The 16,175-nt window shown below is 45.8% G+C and carries 18 protein-coding genes; 17 read left to right on the forward strand and 1 reads right to left on the reverse strand.

The genetic code is table 11. The annotated features are described in order from the left end of the window. Positions 1-58: 58 nt before the first annotated feature. Positions 59-1,579 (forward strand): glutamate--tRNA ligase, encoded by a 1,521-nt coding sequence (gltX, locus tag IE165_RS12595; RefSeq protein ID WP_189626988.1) that lies wholly within the window; start codon positions 59-61, stop codon positions 1,577-1,579. A 50-nt stretch (positions 1,580-1,629) separates the two neighbouring features. Here gltX and IE165_RS12600 read toward each other — a convergent pair whose 3' ends face one another. Continuing rightward, positions 1,630-2,889, reverse strand: a complete 1,260-nt coding sequence (locus IE165_RS12600) for an NAD(P)/FAD-dependent oxidoreductase (RefSeq protein ID WP_189626989.1) — start codon at positions 2,887-2,889, stop codon at positions 1,630-1,632. Between the two features lie 125 nt (positions 2,890-3,014). Here IE165_RS12600 and flxA point away from each other — a divergent pair, with 125 nt between their 5' ends. From flxA to IE165_RS12680, 16 genes are read left to right on the forward strand one after another with little or no spacing between them, the layout of a single operon-like run. After that, positions 3,015-4,532 carry a flexirubin biosynthesis tyrosine ammonia-lyase FlxA gene (gene flxA, locus IE165_RS12605; RefSeq protein ID WP_189626990.1) on the forward strand — a complete coding sequence of 506 codons (1,518 nt, stop codon included), beginning with the start codon at positions 3,015-3,017 and terminating at the stop codon, positions 4,530-4,532. Further along, a complete protein-coding gene (gene flxB / locus IE165_RS12610; RefSeq protein ID WP_229826542.1) occupies positions 4,532-5,266 on the forward strand; it encodes a flexirubin biosynthesis SDR family reductase FlxB in 735 nt (244 codons plus the stop codon). Before flxA ends, flxB begins: the two co-directional genes overlap by 1 nt. A gap of 9 nt (positions 5,267-5,275) precedes the next feature. Continuing rightward, the gene (locus IE165_RS12615) at positions 5,276-6,502 is read left to right on the forward strand and encodes a beta-ketoacyl-[acyl-carrier-protein] synthase family protein (RefSeq protein WP_189626991.1); all 1,227 of its coding nucleotides are present in this window, start codon (positions 5,276-5,278) and stop codon (positions 6,500-6,502) included. A 1-nt stretch (position 6,503) separates the two neighbouring features. Next, entirely contained in the window at positions 6,504-6,746 is a 243-nt protein-coding gene (locus tag IE165_RS12620) for a phosphopantetheine-binding protein (RefSeq protein ID WP_229826543.1), read from the forward strand. A 6-nt stretch (positions 6,747-6,752) separates the two neighbouring features. After that, a complete protein-coding gene (locus tag IE165_RS12625) occupies positions 6,753-7,640 on the forward strand; it encodes a lysophospholipid acyltransferase family protein (protein ID WP_189626993.1) in 888 nt (295 codons plus the stop codon). 9 nt (positions 7,641-7,649) lie between these two features. Next, a complete protein-coding gene (locus IE165_RS12630) occupies positions 7,650-8,555 on the forward strand; it encodes a dialkylrecorsinol condensing enzyme DarA (RefSeq protein ID WP_189626994.1) in 906 nt (301 codons plus the stop codon). Position 8,556: 1 nt separating this feature from the next. After that, positions 8,557-9,690: a dialkylresorcinol biosynthesis protein DarB gene (gene darB / locus IE165_RS12635; RefSeq protein WP_189626995.1), complete on the forward strand. Its 1,134-nt coding sequence runs from the start codon at positions 8,557-8,559 to the stop codon at positions 9,688-9,690. Further along, positions 9,690-10,118: a hotdog family protein gene (locus IE165_RS12640; RefSeq protein ID WP_189626996.1), complete on the forward strand. Its 429-nt coding sequence runs from the start codon at positions 9,690-9,692 to the stop codon at positions 10,116-10,118. The genes darB and IE165_RS12640 overlap by 1 nt, the downstream gene beginning before the upstream one ends. Then, the gene (locus IE165_RS12645) at positions 10,119-10,580 is read left to right on the forward strand and encodes a hotdog family protein (RefSeq protein ID WP_189626997.1); all 462 of its coding nucleotides are present in this window, start codon (positions 10,119-10,121) and stop codon (positions 10,578-10,580) included. Positions 10,581-10,585: 5 nt separating this feature from the next. Beyond that, positions 10,586-10,990 (forward strand): flexirubin biosynthesis protein DarG, encoded by a 405-nt coding sequence (DarG, locus tag IE165_RS12650; protein ID WP_189626998.1) that lies wholly within the window; start codon positions 10,586-10,588, stop codon positions 10,988-10,990. Next, a complete protein-coding gene (gene darH / locus IE165_RS12655) occupies positions 10,990-11,985 on the forward strand; it encodes a BtrH-related acyltransferase DarH (protein ID WP_189626999.1) in 996 nt (331 codons plus the stop codon). Before DarG ends, darH begins: the two co-directional genes overlap by 1 nt. Beyond that, positions 11,982-12,734: an ABC transporter ATP-binding protein gene (locus IE165_RS12660; protein ID WP_189627000.1), complete on the forward strand. Its 753-nt coding sequence runs from the start codon at positions 11,982-11,984 to the stop codon at positions 12,732-12,734. Before darH ends, IE165_RS12660 begins: the two co-directional genes overlap by 4 nt. Before the next feature lie 7 nt (positions 12,735-12,741). Next, entirely contained in the window at positions 12,742-14,010 is a 1,269-nt protein-coding gene (locus IE165_RS12665; RefSeq protein ID WP_229826544.1) for an ABC transporter permease, read from the forward strand. Beyond that, complete coding sequence (locus IE165_RS12670) at positions 13,985-14,431, forward strand: acyl-CoA thioesterase (RefSeq protein ID WP_189627002.1); 447 nt, start codon at positions 13,985-13,987, stop codon at positions 14,429-14,431. The genes IE165_RS12665 and IE165_RS12670 overlap by 26 nt, the downstream gene beginning before the upstream one ends. Next, positions 14,428-15,534 (forward strand): beta-ketoacyl synthase N-terminal-like domain-containing protein, encoded by a 1,107-nt coding sequence (locus IE165_RS12675; RefSeq protein WP_189627003.1) that lies wholly within the window; start codon positions 14,428-14,430, stop codon positions 15,532-15,534. The genes IE165_RS12670 and IE165_RS12675 overlap by 4 nt, the downstream gene beginning before the upstream one ends. Beyond that, a complete protein-coding gene (locus tag IE165_RS12680) occupies positions 15,528-16,136 on the forward strand; it encodes a beta-ketoacyl-[acyl-carrier-protein] synthase family protein (RefSeq protein ID WP_189627004.1) in 609 nt (202 codons plus the stop codon). The genes IE165_RS12675 and IE165_RS12680 overlap by 7 nt, the downstream gene beginning before the upstream one ends. Positions 16,137-16,175: the final 39 nt, after the last annotated feature.

Consider the following 16,175-nt stretch of genomic DNA (forward strand, 5'->3'; position numbering starts at 1 on the left):
CAAGTGGTCAGATCAATGGGCTACAGGGATTCCATGATAAATTTGTAGTTTTGCGCTTATGAGTTTGCAGAGAAAAGTTAGAGTGCGCTTTGCGCCAAGTCCTACGGGCGGATTACATCTTGGAGGTGTGCGCACAGCCTTGTTCAATTATCTTTTTGCGCGCCAGCGAGGTGGCGATTTTATTTTACGTATTGAAGATACCGATCAGACACGATTCGTGCCTGGCGCAGAAGACTATATTACGGATTGCCTCGCTTGGTGCGGCATCCATGCAGATGAAAGCCCTAATAATCCTGGGCACTACGGCCCTTATCGTCAAAGCGAGCGCAAAGCATCATACCGGGAATATGCTGAACAGCTGGTTGATGCTGGCTTTGCCTATTACGCTTTTGACACGGCTGAAGAACTTGACGAGCAGCGTAGGTTGCACCCAAACTTTCGCTATTCGCACGAAAACCGGCTTAATTTGCGCAACTCGCTGAGCTTACCCGTATCGGAAACCACACAGTTATTGGCTGCTGGCGTTCCCCATACCGTTCGCATCAAAATGCCGGTGGATGGTACCGTTTCTTTTGAAGATATGATACGCGGACGCGTATTGTTCGATACCAATTTGGTAGATGATAAGGTTTTGCTAAAAGCGGACGGCATGCCGACTTACCATCTTGCGGTGGTCGTTGACGATAAAAAAATGCAGATCTCACACGTATTCCGCGGCGAGGAGTGGTTACCTTCAGCGGCTGTTCACGTGTTGCTATGGGAGTATTTGGGTTGGAAAGATGACATGCCTTCATGGGCTCACCTCCCACTGATATTGAAACCCGATGGAAACGGGAAGTTAAGTAAACGCGACGGCGACCGTTTGGGCTTTCCTGTTTACGCAATGAACTGGACAGATTCTAAGTCGGGTGAAACCACAAAAGGATTCCGAGAGATGGGATTTTTACCGCAAGCCTTTGTCAATATGTTAGCTCTATTGGGATGGAATGATGGTACCGAACAGGAACTGTTTACTACAGATGAGCTGGTGGCGAAGTTTTCAGTGGATCGTATTAGCAAGGCCGGTGCCAAGTTCGATTTCGAAAAAGCGAAATGGTTCAATCATGAATGGATAAAACGTTCGAGCAATGAAGAGCTTTTGCCGCAAGTCAGGGCGGTTGTTGCACAGCATACGGAAGCGACTGTAGGAGACGAATATTTACTGCAGGTATTGGACTTAGTGAAAGAGCGGTTGACCTATGTGGAAGATTTTTGGACGCAAGCATCTTTCTTTGTCGAACGTCCTGAAAAGTACGATACAGATGTCGTGAAGTCCAAGTGGAATGCTGAAAAAGCTGCTTTTTTCCAACAAGTAGCGCATAAGTTAGACCACATGGAGCAATGGGATGCACCATCATTAGAAGCATTTTTTAAGGCAGAGATTGCTGCTTCGGGAATGAAGGTTGGTGAGCTGATGATGCCCTTTAGAGTTATGCTTGTCGGTGGAAAATTTGGCCCCGATGTATTTCATATACTGGCATGCTTAGGACGAGAGGAGTCTATCGCCCGCATCCATGCGGCATTGCCGAATTTCGTGTAGCACCCTGTTAAACTATTGCGGATAGGTGCTTTAACCTAGCCGCAATAGTTCTATAGCAGATGTTCGTGGGAGAATGTTTGGTTGTTTTCTAACATGTATGCCATGGTACGGATGACGCGATCATGCTTCTTCACAAACGGATTATCCTCATTCCACACGTAGCCCGCCAATACTGCACATATTTTGCGTTTGACATCTTGGTTTTCCGGTCTGTGGAAGAATAGCGTTTGGAGGTTGCCCGTATACCATTCTTTCACATAGCTTGTAAAGACGTCGATCCCCCGTTGCATATAGTCGCTAAATTCGACTTGCCAGTTGACCGCTTCGCCTTGCAATTGGCGAAAAGCTAATTTTGCCGCTAGAATCCCTGATTCAGTCGCAAAGCAAACACCTGAGGAAAATACGGGATCTAGAAATTCGGAACTGTTTCCTGTGAGCGCAAAACCGTCGCCATACATTTGCGTAACGGCAGCAGAATAGTTTTTCAAGTGCACGGGCTCAAATTCGAATGTGGTATCCGCAAAACGATTTACATAAAAATCCGACAGCATAATTGCTTTTTTAAGCGCCTCGGCGGTGCCGCTATCTCCTTTCAGCTGATCAATAAAATCGGTATGTGCGACGATCCCTAGGCTAGTAAGTCCGTTAGAGAATGGGATAACCCACAGCCATACCTCCTGCTCCAAAACATCAAAAGATATCTGTGTACCTTCGATGCCTGCGGGTCGATTGATGTCTTTTACATGCGAGAATATGGCAGAGTGTGGGTTTAGTTGGGAGGGTTTGTCCAGCTGCAGGAGCCTAGGTAGCACACGGCCATAGCCACTAGCATCAATCACAAATTTTGCCTTGATTTGCTTGCGGTGTCCTGCCTTATCTTCTACAACGGAAAGAGAAGTGCCGTGCTCAAAAGCGATACTGACCAGTGCGGTTTCGAAAGCAATATCAACCCCTTTTCGTTGTAGTGCTTGCGTCATGGTGTGATCAAAGTCGGCCCTTGGTATCTGCCAGGTATAATCCCACCCTTCGCCAAACTTATTGCTAAAATCGAACATGCTGATGACACCATCGCGGATAAATCGTGCCCCAGGCTTTTTTTGGTATTGTTGAGCTTGTAAAGCTGGGAGTAATCCTGCTTCATCAAAATGATCCATGACCCGCGGGATCAGACTTTCGCCAACGACTAAACGCGGGAATTTGGATTTCTCGATAACTTTAATTCGTACATCTCGCTGTTGAAGGTATCCTGCTGCAACACAACCGGAGGGCCCAGCACCAATAATTAAAATATCTACTTCTTCGATATCCATATGCGTAACGGATTACTATTAAAATTATATTACTTTTGCAGATGTCCAAATAACCACACAAAGGTAAGTGTTATATTTGTGCTTTTTTGGCGATAATCTAAAAATAGAAAAGAACGGACAGATAGATGATTTCAGTTGATAAGAAACTTACGTTGTCGCAGGTATATGAAGTGTTGTTCAATGAGCAATCGCTCGATGTTCAGGCGGACGTAATCGATATTGTCGAGAAGAGCCATGCTTTCCTTCGGGAATTTGCTGCTAACAAAGTGATTTACGGTGTTAATACCGGCTTTGGGCCTATGGCTCAATACCGTATCAAAGACGAAGATACACACCAATTACAGTATAATTTAATCCGTAGTCATGCCGCAGGAACGGGAGACCTGTTGTCGCCGTTGCAGGTCAAGGCCGCCATGTTGACGCGTTTGGCCAATATTTCCAAAGGAAAAAGTGGGGTGCATCGAAGTGTTATAGATCTGCTACAGGAGTTTATTAACAAGGATATTACTCCGATCATTTTTGCACATGGCGGTGTAGGAGCAAGCGGCGATTTGGTGCAATTGGCACATCTCGCACTGGTACTTATTGGGGAGGGGGAGGTCATCTATCAAGGCAAGCGCCAGCCGACAGCAAGCGTTTTCGATGTGTTGGGGCTTAAACCTATACAGGTGGTCGTGCGGGAAGGTCTTTCCTTGATCAATGGTACCTCAGTCATGACAGGAGTAGGCTTGGTGAATTATTTTTATGCGCAGAAGCTCTTGCAGTGGTCTGTTTGGTTGTCTTGCGCGATGAATGAATTGGTTCGAGCTCATGACGATCATTATTCGCAAACGCTTAACGAGGTTAAATTGCATCATGGGCAGCAGGAGATCGCCGCAAAGATGCGGGAACATTTGCTCGATAGCCGCTTGATCAAGAAGCGTGAGGAGGATCTCTATTCCGGGAACAACCAGGAAGAGATTTTCAAGGAAAAGGTGCAGGAATACTATTCGCTACGCTGTGTCCCACAGATCCTAGGGCCGGTTTTGGAGACCGTTGCGCAAGTTGGGGAAATCTTGGAAGATGAGCTCAACTCGGTGAGCGACAACCCTATCATTTCCGTGGAAGACAGGAACGTGTATCACGGCGGAAATTTCCATGGCGACTATATTTCCTTGGAAATGGACAAGCTTAAACTGGCCATAACGCGGTTAACGATGTTGTCCGAGCGGCAACTCAATTATTTAATGAATTCCAAGATCAATGAGATTTTGCCCCCCTTCGTCAATATGGGGAAACTAGGGTTTAATTTTGGTATGCAGGGGGCGCAGTTTACGGCCACCTCAACCACTGCGGAGAATCAAACGCTGTCAACCTCCATGTATATCCACAGCATTCCGAATAATAATGACAACCAGGACATTGTGAGTATGGGGACAAATGCGGCCGTAATTGCCCATAAAGTTTTGGTAAATTCGTTCGAGGTATTGGCTATACAAATGATTTCAATTACGCAGGCCATAGACATTTTAAATTACCAAAATTTTGTATCTTCAAAAACGAAAGCGGTCTATGATGATATCAGAAACATGATTCCGGCTTTTGCAGAGGATAAGCCTCTTTACCCGGCAATACAGCAGGTGAAAGAGTATTTAATGCGGTAATGATGAGAAGTGCATTAGTAACAGGCGGATCGCGAGGCATCGGACGGGCAATATGTAAAAAGTTGGCGTTCGAATTGGGCTATCATGTGCTTATAAATTATCAGGGAAATGAAGCCGCCGCACAGGAAACATTGACCATGATCGAAGAAGGCGGGGGGACAGGAGAAATCTTGAAGTTCGATGTTGGGGACAGTGGAGCGGTGCACGATGTATTAGCTTCGTGGTCAGCAGCGCATCCGGATGCTGTCGTTGAAGTCATCGTCAATAATGCCGGGATTGCAAGAGACGGTCTTTTCATGTGGATGACCCCAGAAGATTGGTCTACCGTGCTCCACACCTCCTTGCAGGGCTTCTATAATGTGACAAACTTTTTTATCCAAAAGTTGTTACGTAAACGTTATGGCAGGATTATCAATATGGTTTCTGTTTCGGGGGTCAAGGGAACGGCAGGGCAAGTCAACTATTCGGCGGCAAAGGCCGGCGTGATCGGTGCAACAAAGGCCTTAGCGCAGGAGGTGGCGAAACGAAATATTACGGTGAACGCTGTGGCCCCGGGTTTCATTCGGACAGAGATGACCAAGGAAATGGATGAAAAGGAACTGGCAAAGATGATACCAGTCAACCGTTTCGGAGAAGCGGAAGAAGTGGCCGATTTGGTGTGTTTTTTAGCCTCCAAAAAGGCTAGCTATATCACGGGTGAAGTGATTAATATCAATGGTGGAATCTATTCATAAAGTGAAAGGATGAACAAGCGGGTGGTAATCACAGGAATGGGAATTTATTCCTGTATCGGCACGAACCTGGAGGAAGTGAGGCAATCGCTTTTCGAAGGGAAATCGGGGATTGTCGTCGACGCGGATCGATTGGATTTTGGATTTAAATCGCCCTTGACGGGTATGGTTCCTGCACCCGATTTGAAGAAAGTGTTAAGCCGCAGGCAGCGTATCAGTATGGGCGAAGAATCGGAGTATGCGTATATGGCAACGTTGGAGGCCTTGCACAACGCCGCATTGAGTGAAGCTGATATGCTGCAGCGCGAAGTCGGCATTCTTTATGGCAACGATAGTGTTTCCAAGGCAATCGTCGATGCGACAGATATTGCGCGTGAGAAGAAAGACACGCAATTGATAGGCTCTGGAGCTATATTTAAGTCCATGAACTCGACGGTAACGATGAACCTGGCGACCATTTTCGGTCTTTCCGGCGTTAATATGACCATTAGTGCGGCTTGTGCAAGTGGTTCGCATGCCATCGGATTGGGTTTCATGTTTATCCAACAAGGTCTTCAAGATCTCATCATTTGTGGCGGAGCACAGGAAATAAACCCTTATGCCATGGCAAGTTTTGATGGGCTAGGAGTCTTTGCGACGGATATCGATCATCCCGAATCTGCGTCAAGACCATTTGATAAACGACGCACGGGCTTGGTCCCTAGCGGGGGAGCTGCTACAGTGATTCTGGAAAGTTATGAATCTGCCATGGAACGGGGAGCTCCAATTTTAGCTGAAGTTCTGGGGTACGGATTTTCATCTAATGGGGGCCATATATCCACGCCCAACATAGATGGACCGGCGAAGGCTATGCGGCGAGCGCTAGAGCAGGCGGGTATTAAACCTGAAGAGGTGGATTACATCAATGCACATGCGACTTCCACACCGATTGGCGATGCAAATGAGGCGAAGGCGATAATGGAGGTGTTCGGGAGCCGCCCGTATGTCAGTTCTACGAAATCGATGACAGGACATGAGTGTTGGATGGCTGGAGCCTCAGAGATTGTCTATGCAACGCTGATGATGCAACATGGTTTTATTGCGCCGACCATTAATCTAGAGGAACCAGATGACGATATAAAGGAATTAAATTTTGTCTCCAGCACTATAACACAAGAATTTGATATATATTTGTCTAATTCTTTCGGGTTCGGCGGAACCAATTCGGCGGTGGTAGTCAAGAAATTTAATCATGAATAAGGTGAGCATACATCAAAAGATAAACGAAATATTGGTTGAGGAATTTGAGGTTGACGAGGATGTTATTCATCCAAATGCACTTTTAAAAGAATCCCTTGACCTTGATAGCCTGGACTATGTAGATTTGGTGGTCATCATTGAATCTAATTTTGGGGTGAAATTAGTGGAAGCCGATTTTGCGGAGATGGTGACTTTTCAGGATTTTTATGATGTAGTGGAACGTAAAATAGCAGCCAAAGACTAAGCGAAAATGAGCCAGTGGGACGGAAAATCTAAAGGAACACTCCTAGGCTATAAAATATTTGTATTTCTTATCACGACGTTTGGGGTAAAGGCAGCTTACTCCCTACTTGTATTCGTATCCTTCTATTACTTTTTATTCTACCCGAAAAGCTTTAAAGCAATTTATGTTTACCTACGCGAACGCCAAAAGTATACAGCTTGGAAAGCATTTTGGTCTGTATATCGTGTTTACTATGTTTTCGGTCAAACAATTATTGATAAAGTAGCGATTTCAGCAGGATTAAGGGATCGTTTTACCTATGAATTTGACGGTATGGCGACGCTGCAGGAAGTTTTAGCTGATCGAAAGGGAGGGGTGTTGATCTCCGCACATGTTGGTAACTTTGAAATTGCCGAGAAATTCCTTGCCGACATTGACCTGCATTTCCAGATTAACTTGGTGACCGTAGATCAAGAACGTACAATCATTAAGGAATATATCGAGAAGATCTCAGGACGCTCCTCCATAAAGTACATCAAGATTAAAGAAGATCTTTCTCACGTTTTTGAAATTAACGACGCCTTGTCTAAAAATGAACTGATCTGTTTTACGGGCGACCGATATTTTGACGGATCGAAAACACTGGAAGGAAATTTGCTAGGAAAAAATACAATGTTTCCGGCGGGCCCATTTCATATTGCCTCGCGGCTCGGTGTTCCGGTTATCTTTGTCTATGTCATGAAAGAGAAAAATCTGCATTACCACCTTTACGCGCGCCGAGCCGAGGAGGTAAGACGTCGGGACGCGCGCTCGTATCTAACGGCTTACACCGAAAGCGTCGAAAAGATGCTGCGTCAATATCCCCTTCAGTGGTTTAATTTTTTCGACTTTTGGCCATCGGGCGAAGAAAAATAGAGGCCGGACATGAAGAGAATACTTGTTATTTATTTTTCCCAGTCGGGGCAATTGGAGCAGATTGCACGATCGGTTGCCGCACCTTTTTTTCAGGATCCTGACGTTACGGTGGATTTCTACGAAATAAAAATGGTGCATAGCTTTCCATTTCCTTGGACTTCGGAAAGCTTTTTCAATACGTTTCCCGAAACGTTTCAACAAATTCCTTCGGAAATACTACCCCCCGATCCACATATTCTCATGGGGAATTATGATTTGATTTTATTACATTATCAAGTGTGGTATTTAACGCCGTCCATTCCAATAACCTCTTTTTTAAAAAGCAAGTTTGCCACAGAAATATTGGCGGATAAGCCGGTCGTTTCCATAAGCGGTAGCCGCAATATGTGGGCTCTTGCACAAGACAAGCTTAAGGCGATGTTGACGGAGATCGGTGGTAAGTTAGTGGGTAATATTGCGTTGACCGATCGACATCACAACCTCGTTTCCGTTATAACGATCGTAGATTGGATGTTTTCCGGCGTAAAACGACGCGCTTACGGTGTGTTCCCGAAGCCAGGTGTTTCCGAAAACGAAATACAAACGGCCGATAAATACGGAAAAATTATTTTACCTTACCTAAAAAACGGTATTTTTGAAGGTCTACAGAAAGAATTGGTAGCACATGGTGCCGTTGACTATCGCTTTTTTCTCGTGTCGATGGATCAAAAGGGAAATCGGATGTTTAAGATTTGGGCATCCCTCATTCTGCGCAATCCAAGTAAACGCAAGCGATTGGTCAACATGTTCAAGTACTATGTTGTCTTTGCCATCTATGCGGTGTCGCCTATCGTCTATCTGATAGAACTATTGCTTTACCCGCTTTTGTATTTTATGAAATACAGGCGCGAGCGGCAGCACTATGAAGGAATCTAACATGAGCGAAGTTTATATAAATAGAATAGCAAAATTTCTACCCAATGCGCCAATCAGCAACGATGAGATGGAAGGATATTTGGGGAAAATTAATTATAGGGAATCGAAAGCGCGACGTATCGTGTTGCGTAATAATGGTATAAAAACGCGCTATTATGCATTGACGCCTGCTGGCGAGCCTACGCACACCAATGCTGCATTGACAAGTGAAGCAATTAACGCGCTCTTCGACGATGACTTTCGCTCGACGGATGTGGAGTTGCTGTCTTGCGGTACCTCATCACCTGATTATCTCATGCCTTCGCACGCCGTTATGGTGCACGGACTTTTGGGAAATAGAAATTTAGAGGTGAATTCGGCGGCTGGTAATTGCTGTGCAGGGATGAATGCCCTTAAGTTTGGTTATTTATCCGTTAAATCGGGAAATACAAGAAATGCAGTATGTGCAGGCTCGGAGCGTATGTCCTCTTGGATGCTGGCTGATCACTTCAGTCAGGAGGTGGAAAATCTGAAACAACTTGAAGAACAGCCTATCATTGGTTTCAATAAAGATTTTTTACGTTGGATGTTATCCGATGGAGCGGGGGCTTTCTTGCTCGAAGACAGCCCGAGAGGAACTTTATCGCTAAAAATAGAGTGGATGGAAGGATACTCTTATGCGCATGAACTGGATGTTTGCATGTATGCAGGTGCGGATAAGACTGCGGATGGCGCATTAAAATCCTTTTCGGATTTCAGTTCGGAAGAGTGGCTTACGCAGTCTATTTTTGCTGTGAAGCAAGACACCAAGCTGTTGGATAGGCATATCTTGGAGAAAGGTGTGGAAAGTATGAAGAGGGCAATGGAAAAGCACCATGTGACACCTGAAAATATCGACTACCTGTTGCCACACGTCTCATCGCACTATTTCGTGGATGGCCTTTACCAAGGTTTTGCCGATGCGGGTATCGAGATATCGCGCGAAAAATGGTACACAAACTTGCGGGACGTTGGGAATGTAGGTGCTGGTTCTGTTTACCTGATGCTGGAAGAGCTGTTTCACAGTGGACGTTTGCAAAAAGGCGAACAGATTATGCTATGTGTGCCCGAGAGTGCGCGTTTCACTTACGCTTACGCCTATTTAACTGTGTGTTGATGCGTTTGCCTATTGCAGACAAAAAGCTGCTCTCCTTGATTCCACAAAGGGCTCCTATGGTGATGGTGTCCTCGTTGATGAGCTACACGTCCGATCGTCTTGTCGCCTCATTTATTGTTGATCGTGATGCGCTATTTGTTTGGGGAGACGAGTTGTCGGAGAGCGGTCTATTGGAGCATATGGCACAGGCTGTAGCGCTTCATACAGGCTATGGCTATTACATCAGGGGGGAAAAAGCTCCGACCGGGTATATTGGATCCATGCAACACGTAGAGATTTATGCGTTGCCCCATGTGGGACAAGAGGTTTTTACGGAAATACATATTGTTCAGGAATTTATGGGCGTCACTTTGGTAGAAATTATTACTAAATTAGAGGGTGAAATCCTTGCAAAAGCACAGATGAAGACTGTCATAGCAAACAAATAAATGAGTGAACAAGCCTATAATACGAGCATTGACATCGCGCATTTCCTTCCGCATAGAAGGCCAATGCTGATGGTGGATGCTATCTTGGATATATCGGCAGAGCATGTGCTCTGCAGTTTTTTAATCGATGCTGGTAACATATTTGTACAGGATAACACCTTACAAGAAGTGGGGCTGATGGAGCATATGGCGCAGACCTGCTCCTCCATAGTCGGTCAGCGTTTTTATAGCAAAGATTACGATCCGGAGTCGGATAAAAGAATCATCGGTTTTATTTCGGGCGTCAAACAAATGACCATTTTCAAACTACCGGAAGTAGGACAAGAAATTTTGACAGTTTCCTCACTTACATCAAAGTTTGATGCTGATGACTATTCGATTTGCACCATGCAGGTGGAAGCCAAGCAAGAGAATGAACTGCTCGCCACTGCAGAAATCAATTTGTTCTTAAAAAAGCAGTAATTGACATGAAGAAATCAGAGGTTCCTCAAGATAACGGACGTGTTTTTGAAAAAGGTTCGCGCGAGTTGTATTATGCAGTTGATGAAAATGGAGAATATACGACCGCTTTGAGTACAGGGTGGGATGCGAAGAACGTTGTACAGGATCATACGATGCAAGAGCTGCAGGAGCGTATCGACCGGGCCCGTGCTGATGTACGCGATAACAAGGTGAGCCCTATTGTTTATTTTATGGAACTGAGGCGGATGGATTGGCAGCTTGTGTCAGACTATACGGGGATTTGGAAATGGCGGGTGAAACGACACAGCAAGCCGGCCGTGTTTAGACGATTGAATGAACGTGTGTTGGCAAAATACGCCGATACGTTTGAGATCACTGTAGACCAGTTGAAAAATTATAGAGGAGATTGATGCAATTAGATTTTGAACATCGTATTACAGCACATTGCGAAAATGGCGTGGCGTCAAACCTGCTTAAAAATAGGGGACTGCAGATCAGTGAACCTATGGTTTTTGGTATAGGCTCTGGTCTTTTTTATGTGTACCTGCCGTTTTTAAAGGTGAATCACGCCCCGGGGCTGAGCTATCGTCCCGCTCCGGGCTGGATTTTCAATCGCCTAGCAAAACGACTGGGCCTAAAGATAAAAAGGCAAAAATTTTCTGATAAGAGAAAAGCACAACAGGTGCTTGATCAAAACCTGAAAGATAATATCCCTTGCGGCTTACAGGTAGGCGTTTATCACCTCCCTTATTTTCCGGAGGATTATCGCTTCCATTTTAATGCCCATAACCTTGTTGTGTATGGAAAAGAAAATGGACAATACTTGATCAGCGACCCGACAATGGAGGTTGTACACCGATTGACAGAAAGCGAGTTGGAAAAAGTCCGCTTTGCTAAAGGTGTGTTGGCACCCAAGGGGCATATTTACTACCCGATCCATATTCCTGAACATATTGACTGGGAAGGAGCCATCGTGAAAGCCATCCGTAAAACATGCAGTGATATGTTGGCACCAGTGCCTATCATTGGTGTGCGTGGCATGCGTATGGTGTCCCGAGCCATTCGAAGATGGCCAAAAAAAGTAGGCGTAAAGAAAGCAAACTACTATCTAGCGCAGATGGTACGTATGCAGGAAGAGATCGGCACCGGCGGCGGTGGTTTCCGGTATATCTATTCTGCATTTCTGCAAGAGGCGGGACACAAGATCAACAATGCAGCGCTTATTGCGCTTTCCAAAGAAATGACAACTATCGGCGATCTTTGGCGAGATTTCGCAGTCGATGCATCCCGCGTTTATAAAAAGCGAAGTAATCAAGATGATGTTTACAACAAGCTGGCGGATGCTTTGTTGCGGTTGGCCGACCTGGAGGAGCAATTTTTCAAAAAGTTGAAAAAATCGGTTTGAGTAAGATCGTCATACATATCGATTCGCTTTCGAAAAAATACCGCGGATCGCAAGAATTCGCCGTCGAAAATTTAAGCCTCACTATCGTCCAAGGCGAGATATTTGGCCTACTCGGCCCGAATGGTGCCGGCAAGACGACGTTAATATCCATGCTTTGTGGTTTGATTACCCCGAGTGAAGGAACATTCACCATCCACGACTTCTCATACCATGAATCGCCGAAGCAACTTAAAGCGTCCATAGGCGTTGTTCCACAGGATTTCGCCCTATATCCTTCGCTGACGGCGAAGGAGAATTTGTGCTATTTCGGTAGTATGTACGGGCTTAAGGGTAAGATGTTGGGAGATAAGGCTGATGCTGCATTGGCCAGCCTTGGTCTTGCTGGATACAAAGACAAGCAGGTGGGAACCTTCTCCGGCGGTATGAAGCGTCGAATAAATTTACTCGCGGCAGTTTTGCATGAGCCCGCCGTGCTATTTTTGGATGAACCCACCGTGGGCGTGGATGTACACTCTAAAAAGGCTATAATGGGGTACCTACTGGAGCTAAATGCGCAAGGTACAACAATTGTCTACACGTCGCACCATCTCCAAGAGGCTCAGGAGTTTTGTACGCGGGTTGGCATCATCGAATCTGGAAAGCTGTGGCGCATTGGTTCCCCCGAAGCACTTATTGCTTCCATCCCGCAGGCCAACAACTTGGAAGATGTTTTTATCGATCTAACAGGGAGGGGGTTTAGAGATGGCTAAATTGTTGATGTCTATTAAGAAAGAGTTGCTGTTGCTATCGCGCGATATCGGCGGCATTGTCATTCTTTTTGTTATGCCCATGATGCTACTTATTGCGGTAACGATGGTGCAAAGTGGATCCTTCGATTCACTCCTAGGCACCCGTATGCAGGTGTTGCTCGTTGATCACGATCAGGACAGCATTTCTTGGCGTATAAGGCAAAGCTTTGCTAACGATGGTGCGCTTGAACTTATTGACCAACTCGGAGGAAAGCCTATACTAGAAAGTGAAGCAAAAGGGCTCGTGCACCAGGGCGACTATCAGCTCGCGATTGTACTGCCTAAAGATTTGAGCAAAGACCTCCAAGTGCACGTGAAGCAGAATGTCAGCAAAATCTTGGCGGAATTTGATTTTAGCGCCGATACGATTCGAGCCACGGGTGGCCATCCCGTTGCAGCAAAAGAAATTAAACTCTATTTTGATCCAGCCACACAAGCTGCCTTCAAAACGGCAGTCAGGATGTCGATCGATAAGCTTGTGTCCAACATCGAGACGGAGGCGATATACAGCACCTTTCAATCTGAGCTTGGCGAACCAGGGGATAGCAGCTTTACGGAGCAACAGTTTATTTCGTTTAAAGAGATGGACGATAGCGCGAACGGAAGAAGCGTGATTCCTAACGCCGCGCAGCACAACGTGCCAGCTTGGGCGCTGTTTGCCATATTTTTTATTGTGGTGCCGCTGTCTATCAATATTGTCAAAGAGAAGTCACAGGGTACGATGGTACGTATTAGCACAAGTCCCACTTCCTACGGCACATTTCTGATGGGCAAGACTGCGGGCTATTTGTTGGTTAGCCTTATCCAGTTTTACCTGATGTTGCTTGTCGGGGTATATATCTTTCCATACTTGGGTCTCCAGCATTTTCAGGTTAAAGGGTATTTTCTCTTGTTGAGCCTCATTGCTTTTTTTAGTGGATTGGCTGCGATAGGATTGGGTATGCTGATTGGAACTATTGCCAGCACGCAAGAACAGTCTGCCCCTTTTGGCGCTACACTAACCGTCGTTTTGGCGGCCTTTGGTGGTGTTTGGGTTCCCGTGTTTCTGATGCCTAATATCATGCAAAAGCTATCTGTCCTATCGCCGATGAACTGGGGTCTGAATGCCTTTTATGACGTCTTGCTAAGAAACGGAGGATTTAAAGCTATTCTTCCTGCAATTATTTTGCTATTTTTGTTTTTTATCCTGACCCTAAGTATTGCCATCATTTATGACAAAAAGAAGAAGACCGTTTAGTGAGGAAACTGGATTGAAGGAAACAGTTACCATACCCGTCCGGTTTAGTGAGGTGGACTCCTTGGGTATCGTGTGGCACGGACATTATATTCTCTATTTCGAGCAGGGCCGCGAGGCATTTGGAAAAGCGCATCATATCGATTACCTGACCGTGAAGGCGGCGGGATTCACTACTCCAATCGTGCAGTCAACCTGCGAACATAAACTGCCCCTTCGTTACGGAGACGATGCCCGCATTGAGACGACTTACGTAGATACGCCTGCTGCAAAGCTGATTTTTCGATTCAAGATATATAATGGTGCCGACCAATTGGTCTGTCAAGGAGAAACCATACAGGTTTTTTTAGATAGTGAAAATAATTTGGTGTTAGGGCTTCCTGAATTTGTGTTGGACTGGAAGCGGAAGGTAGGATTGCTATGAGGGTCTGGAAGCCGGTTTATATCCACGATAGCAACTGTGTTACGCCGTTAGGCGATGGTATAGCAGAAACCTGGCGGCAGGTGACGGCAGGTAACAGTGCTATCAAGCAGCAAGATGTAGGAACAATAAAAAACGTTTTTGTAGCCAAGGTTCAGCATGAAATGCACCGGTCAATTGCTCCCGCGGCTACCGAAAGCCTGCTCGAGCAGCTATTGCTGCGCGCCGCAGAGCCTCTCCTAAAAAAGCGACAACCGAATCCCAGAACCGCTCTGGTCTTGGCGACGACAAAAGGAGAAATTGGCTATCTGTCTAAAGGCCATTCAGCAGGAGCCTTGCTAACCGTGCTGGCTAAAAAGCTAGCGCATAAGATGAACATCGTTACGGAGCCCATTGTGGTTTCCCAAGCCTGCGTTTCAGGCGTTCTGGCAATCTCGGTGGCTAAGCGCCTGATACAGATGGGGCTTTTTGAAGATGCGTTCGTTTTGGCCGGTGATGAAGCGAGCGAGTTTGTGTTGTCGGGATTTCAGGCATTCCAAGCGATGAGCCCCTTTCCATGTAAACCTTTTGACAAGCATCGAGCGGGTGTAACGATAGGAGAAGCAGCGGCATGTATGTATCTGTCGGCCGTGCCGGGTCGCTTTGTCATTCGCGGAGAGGGCGCTATAAACGATGCGAACCATATATCTGGTCCTTCGCGCCAAGGAGAGGGTTTATATCGCAGTGTCCGCCAAGCTATAAAAGAAGCGGGTATCAGAAACGAAGATATAGATTTTATTTCTGCGCATGGAACGGCTACGCTATACAACGACGAAATGGAAGCCATTGCTTTCAATCGGTTGGGGCTTGCTCACGTTCCGCTTAATAGCTTGAAGGGTTATTTCGGACACACCTTGGGCGCAGCTGGATTACTGGAAACAACGGTTTCTTTGAAGGCGATGGAGGAAGGTGTTCTGCTTCCTACACTGGGATTCCAAGAGCTTGGTACTACCCAGCCATTACAGGTGGTGCGCCGGTCCAGTACACAGCCAATTCCCTTTTTACTGAAAACGGCGTCAGGCTTTGGCGGGAGCAATGCCGCAATCATAATCGAGAAGGTATGTTAACCAACTATATTAACAAATATTGCGTCGTCGCAAAGCAGCGCATTATCGTGGATGCGGACTTAAAATTCACTTGGGAAAACGGTCCTTCTTCAGATTTTTTCAAGGAGGCGTTTAAACATCAATATGCAGCTTATCCGAAATTTTTTAAAATGGATTCGCTTAGTAAGCTGGCTGTCTTAGCCGCCGAGTATATATTGGAGGGAGAGTCGACGGATGGGTTGGCACTGGTGTTGATCAACAAATCCGGAAGTATGGATACGGATGTCAAACATCAAGAAAGCATTCAGGATGAAAACAATTTCTTCCCGAGTCCGGCAACGTTCGTCTACACGTTGGCCAATATCTGCGGCGGTGAAATAAGCATCCGGCATGGTTTGCAAACCGAAAATGTCTTCTTTGTTGCCGATCAATATCCCGTAGCAATGGTGTCCGCCTATGTAGATTATCTATTGTCCAGCGGCAAGGCAAACCGCGTGCTGTGCGGGTGGGTAGAGTTTTATCAGGAAAAATATGAAGCGGTTTTGTATATTGTTTCGCCCGAGGGAGAAAAACGACATACCGAAGAAAACATTTCGTTCTTATTTGAAGAGCTTGCAGACTAAAGTTTTTATTTTTGTAAAAGCAAAGGAGATTATTATATA

Source organism: Sphingobacterium griseoflavum (genome assembly GCF_014653155.1).
Taxonomy (GTDB): Bacteria; Bacteroidota; Bacteroidia; order Sphingobacteriales; family Sphingobacteriaceae; genus Sphingobacterium; species Sphingobacterium griseoflavum.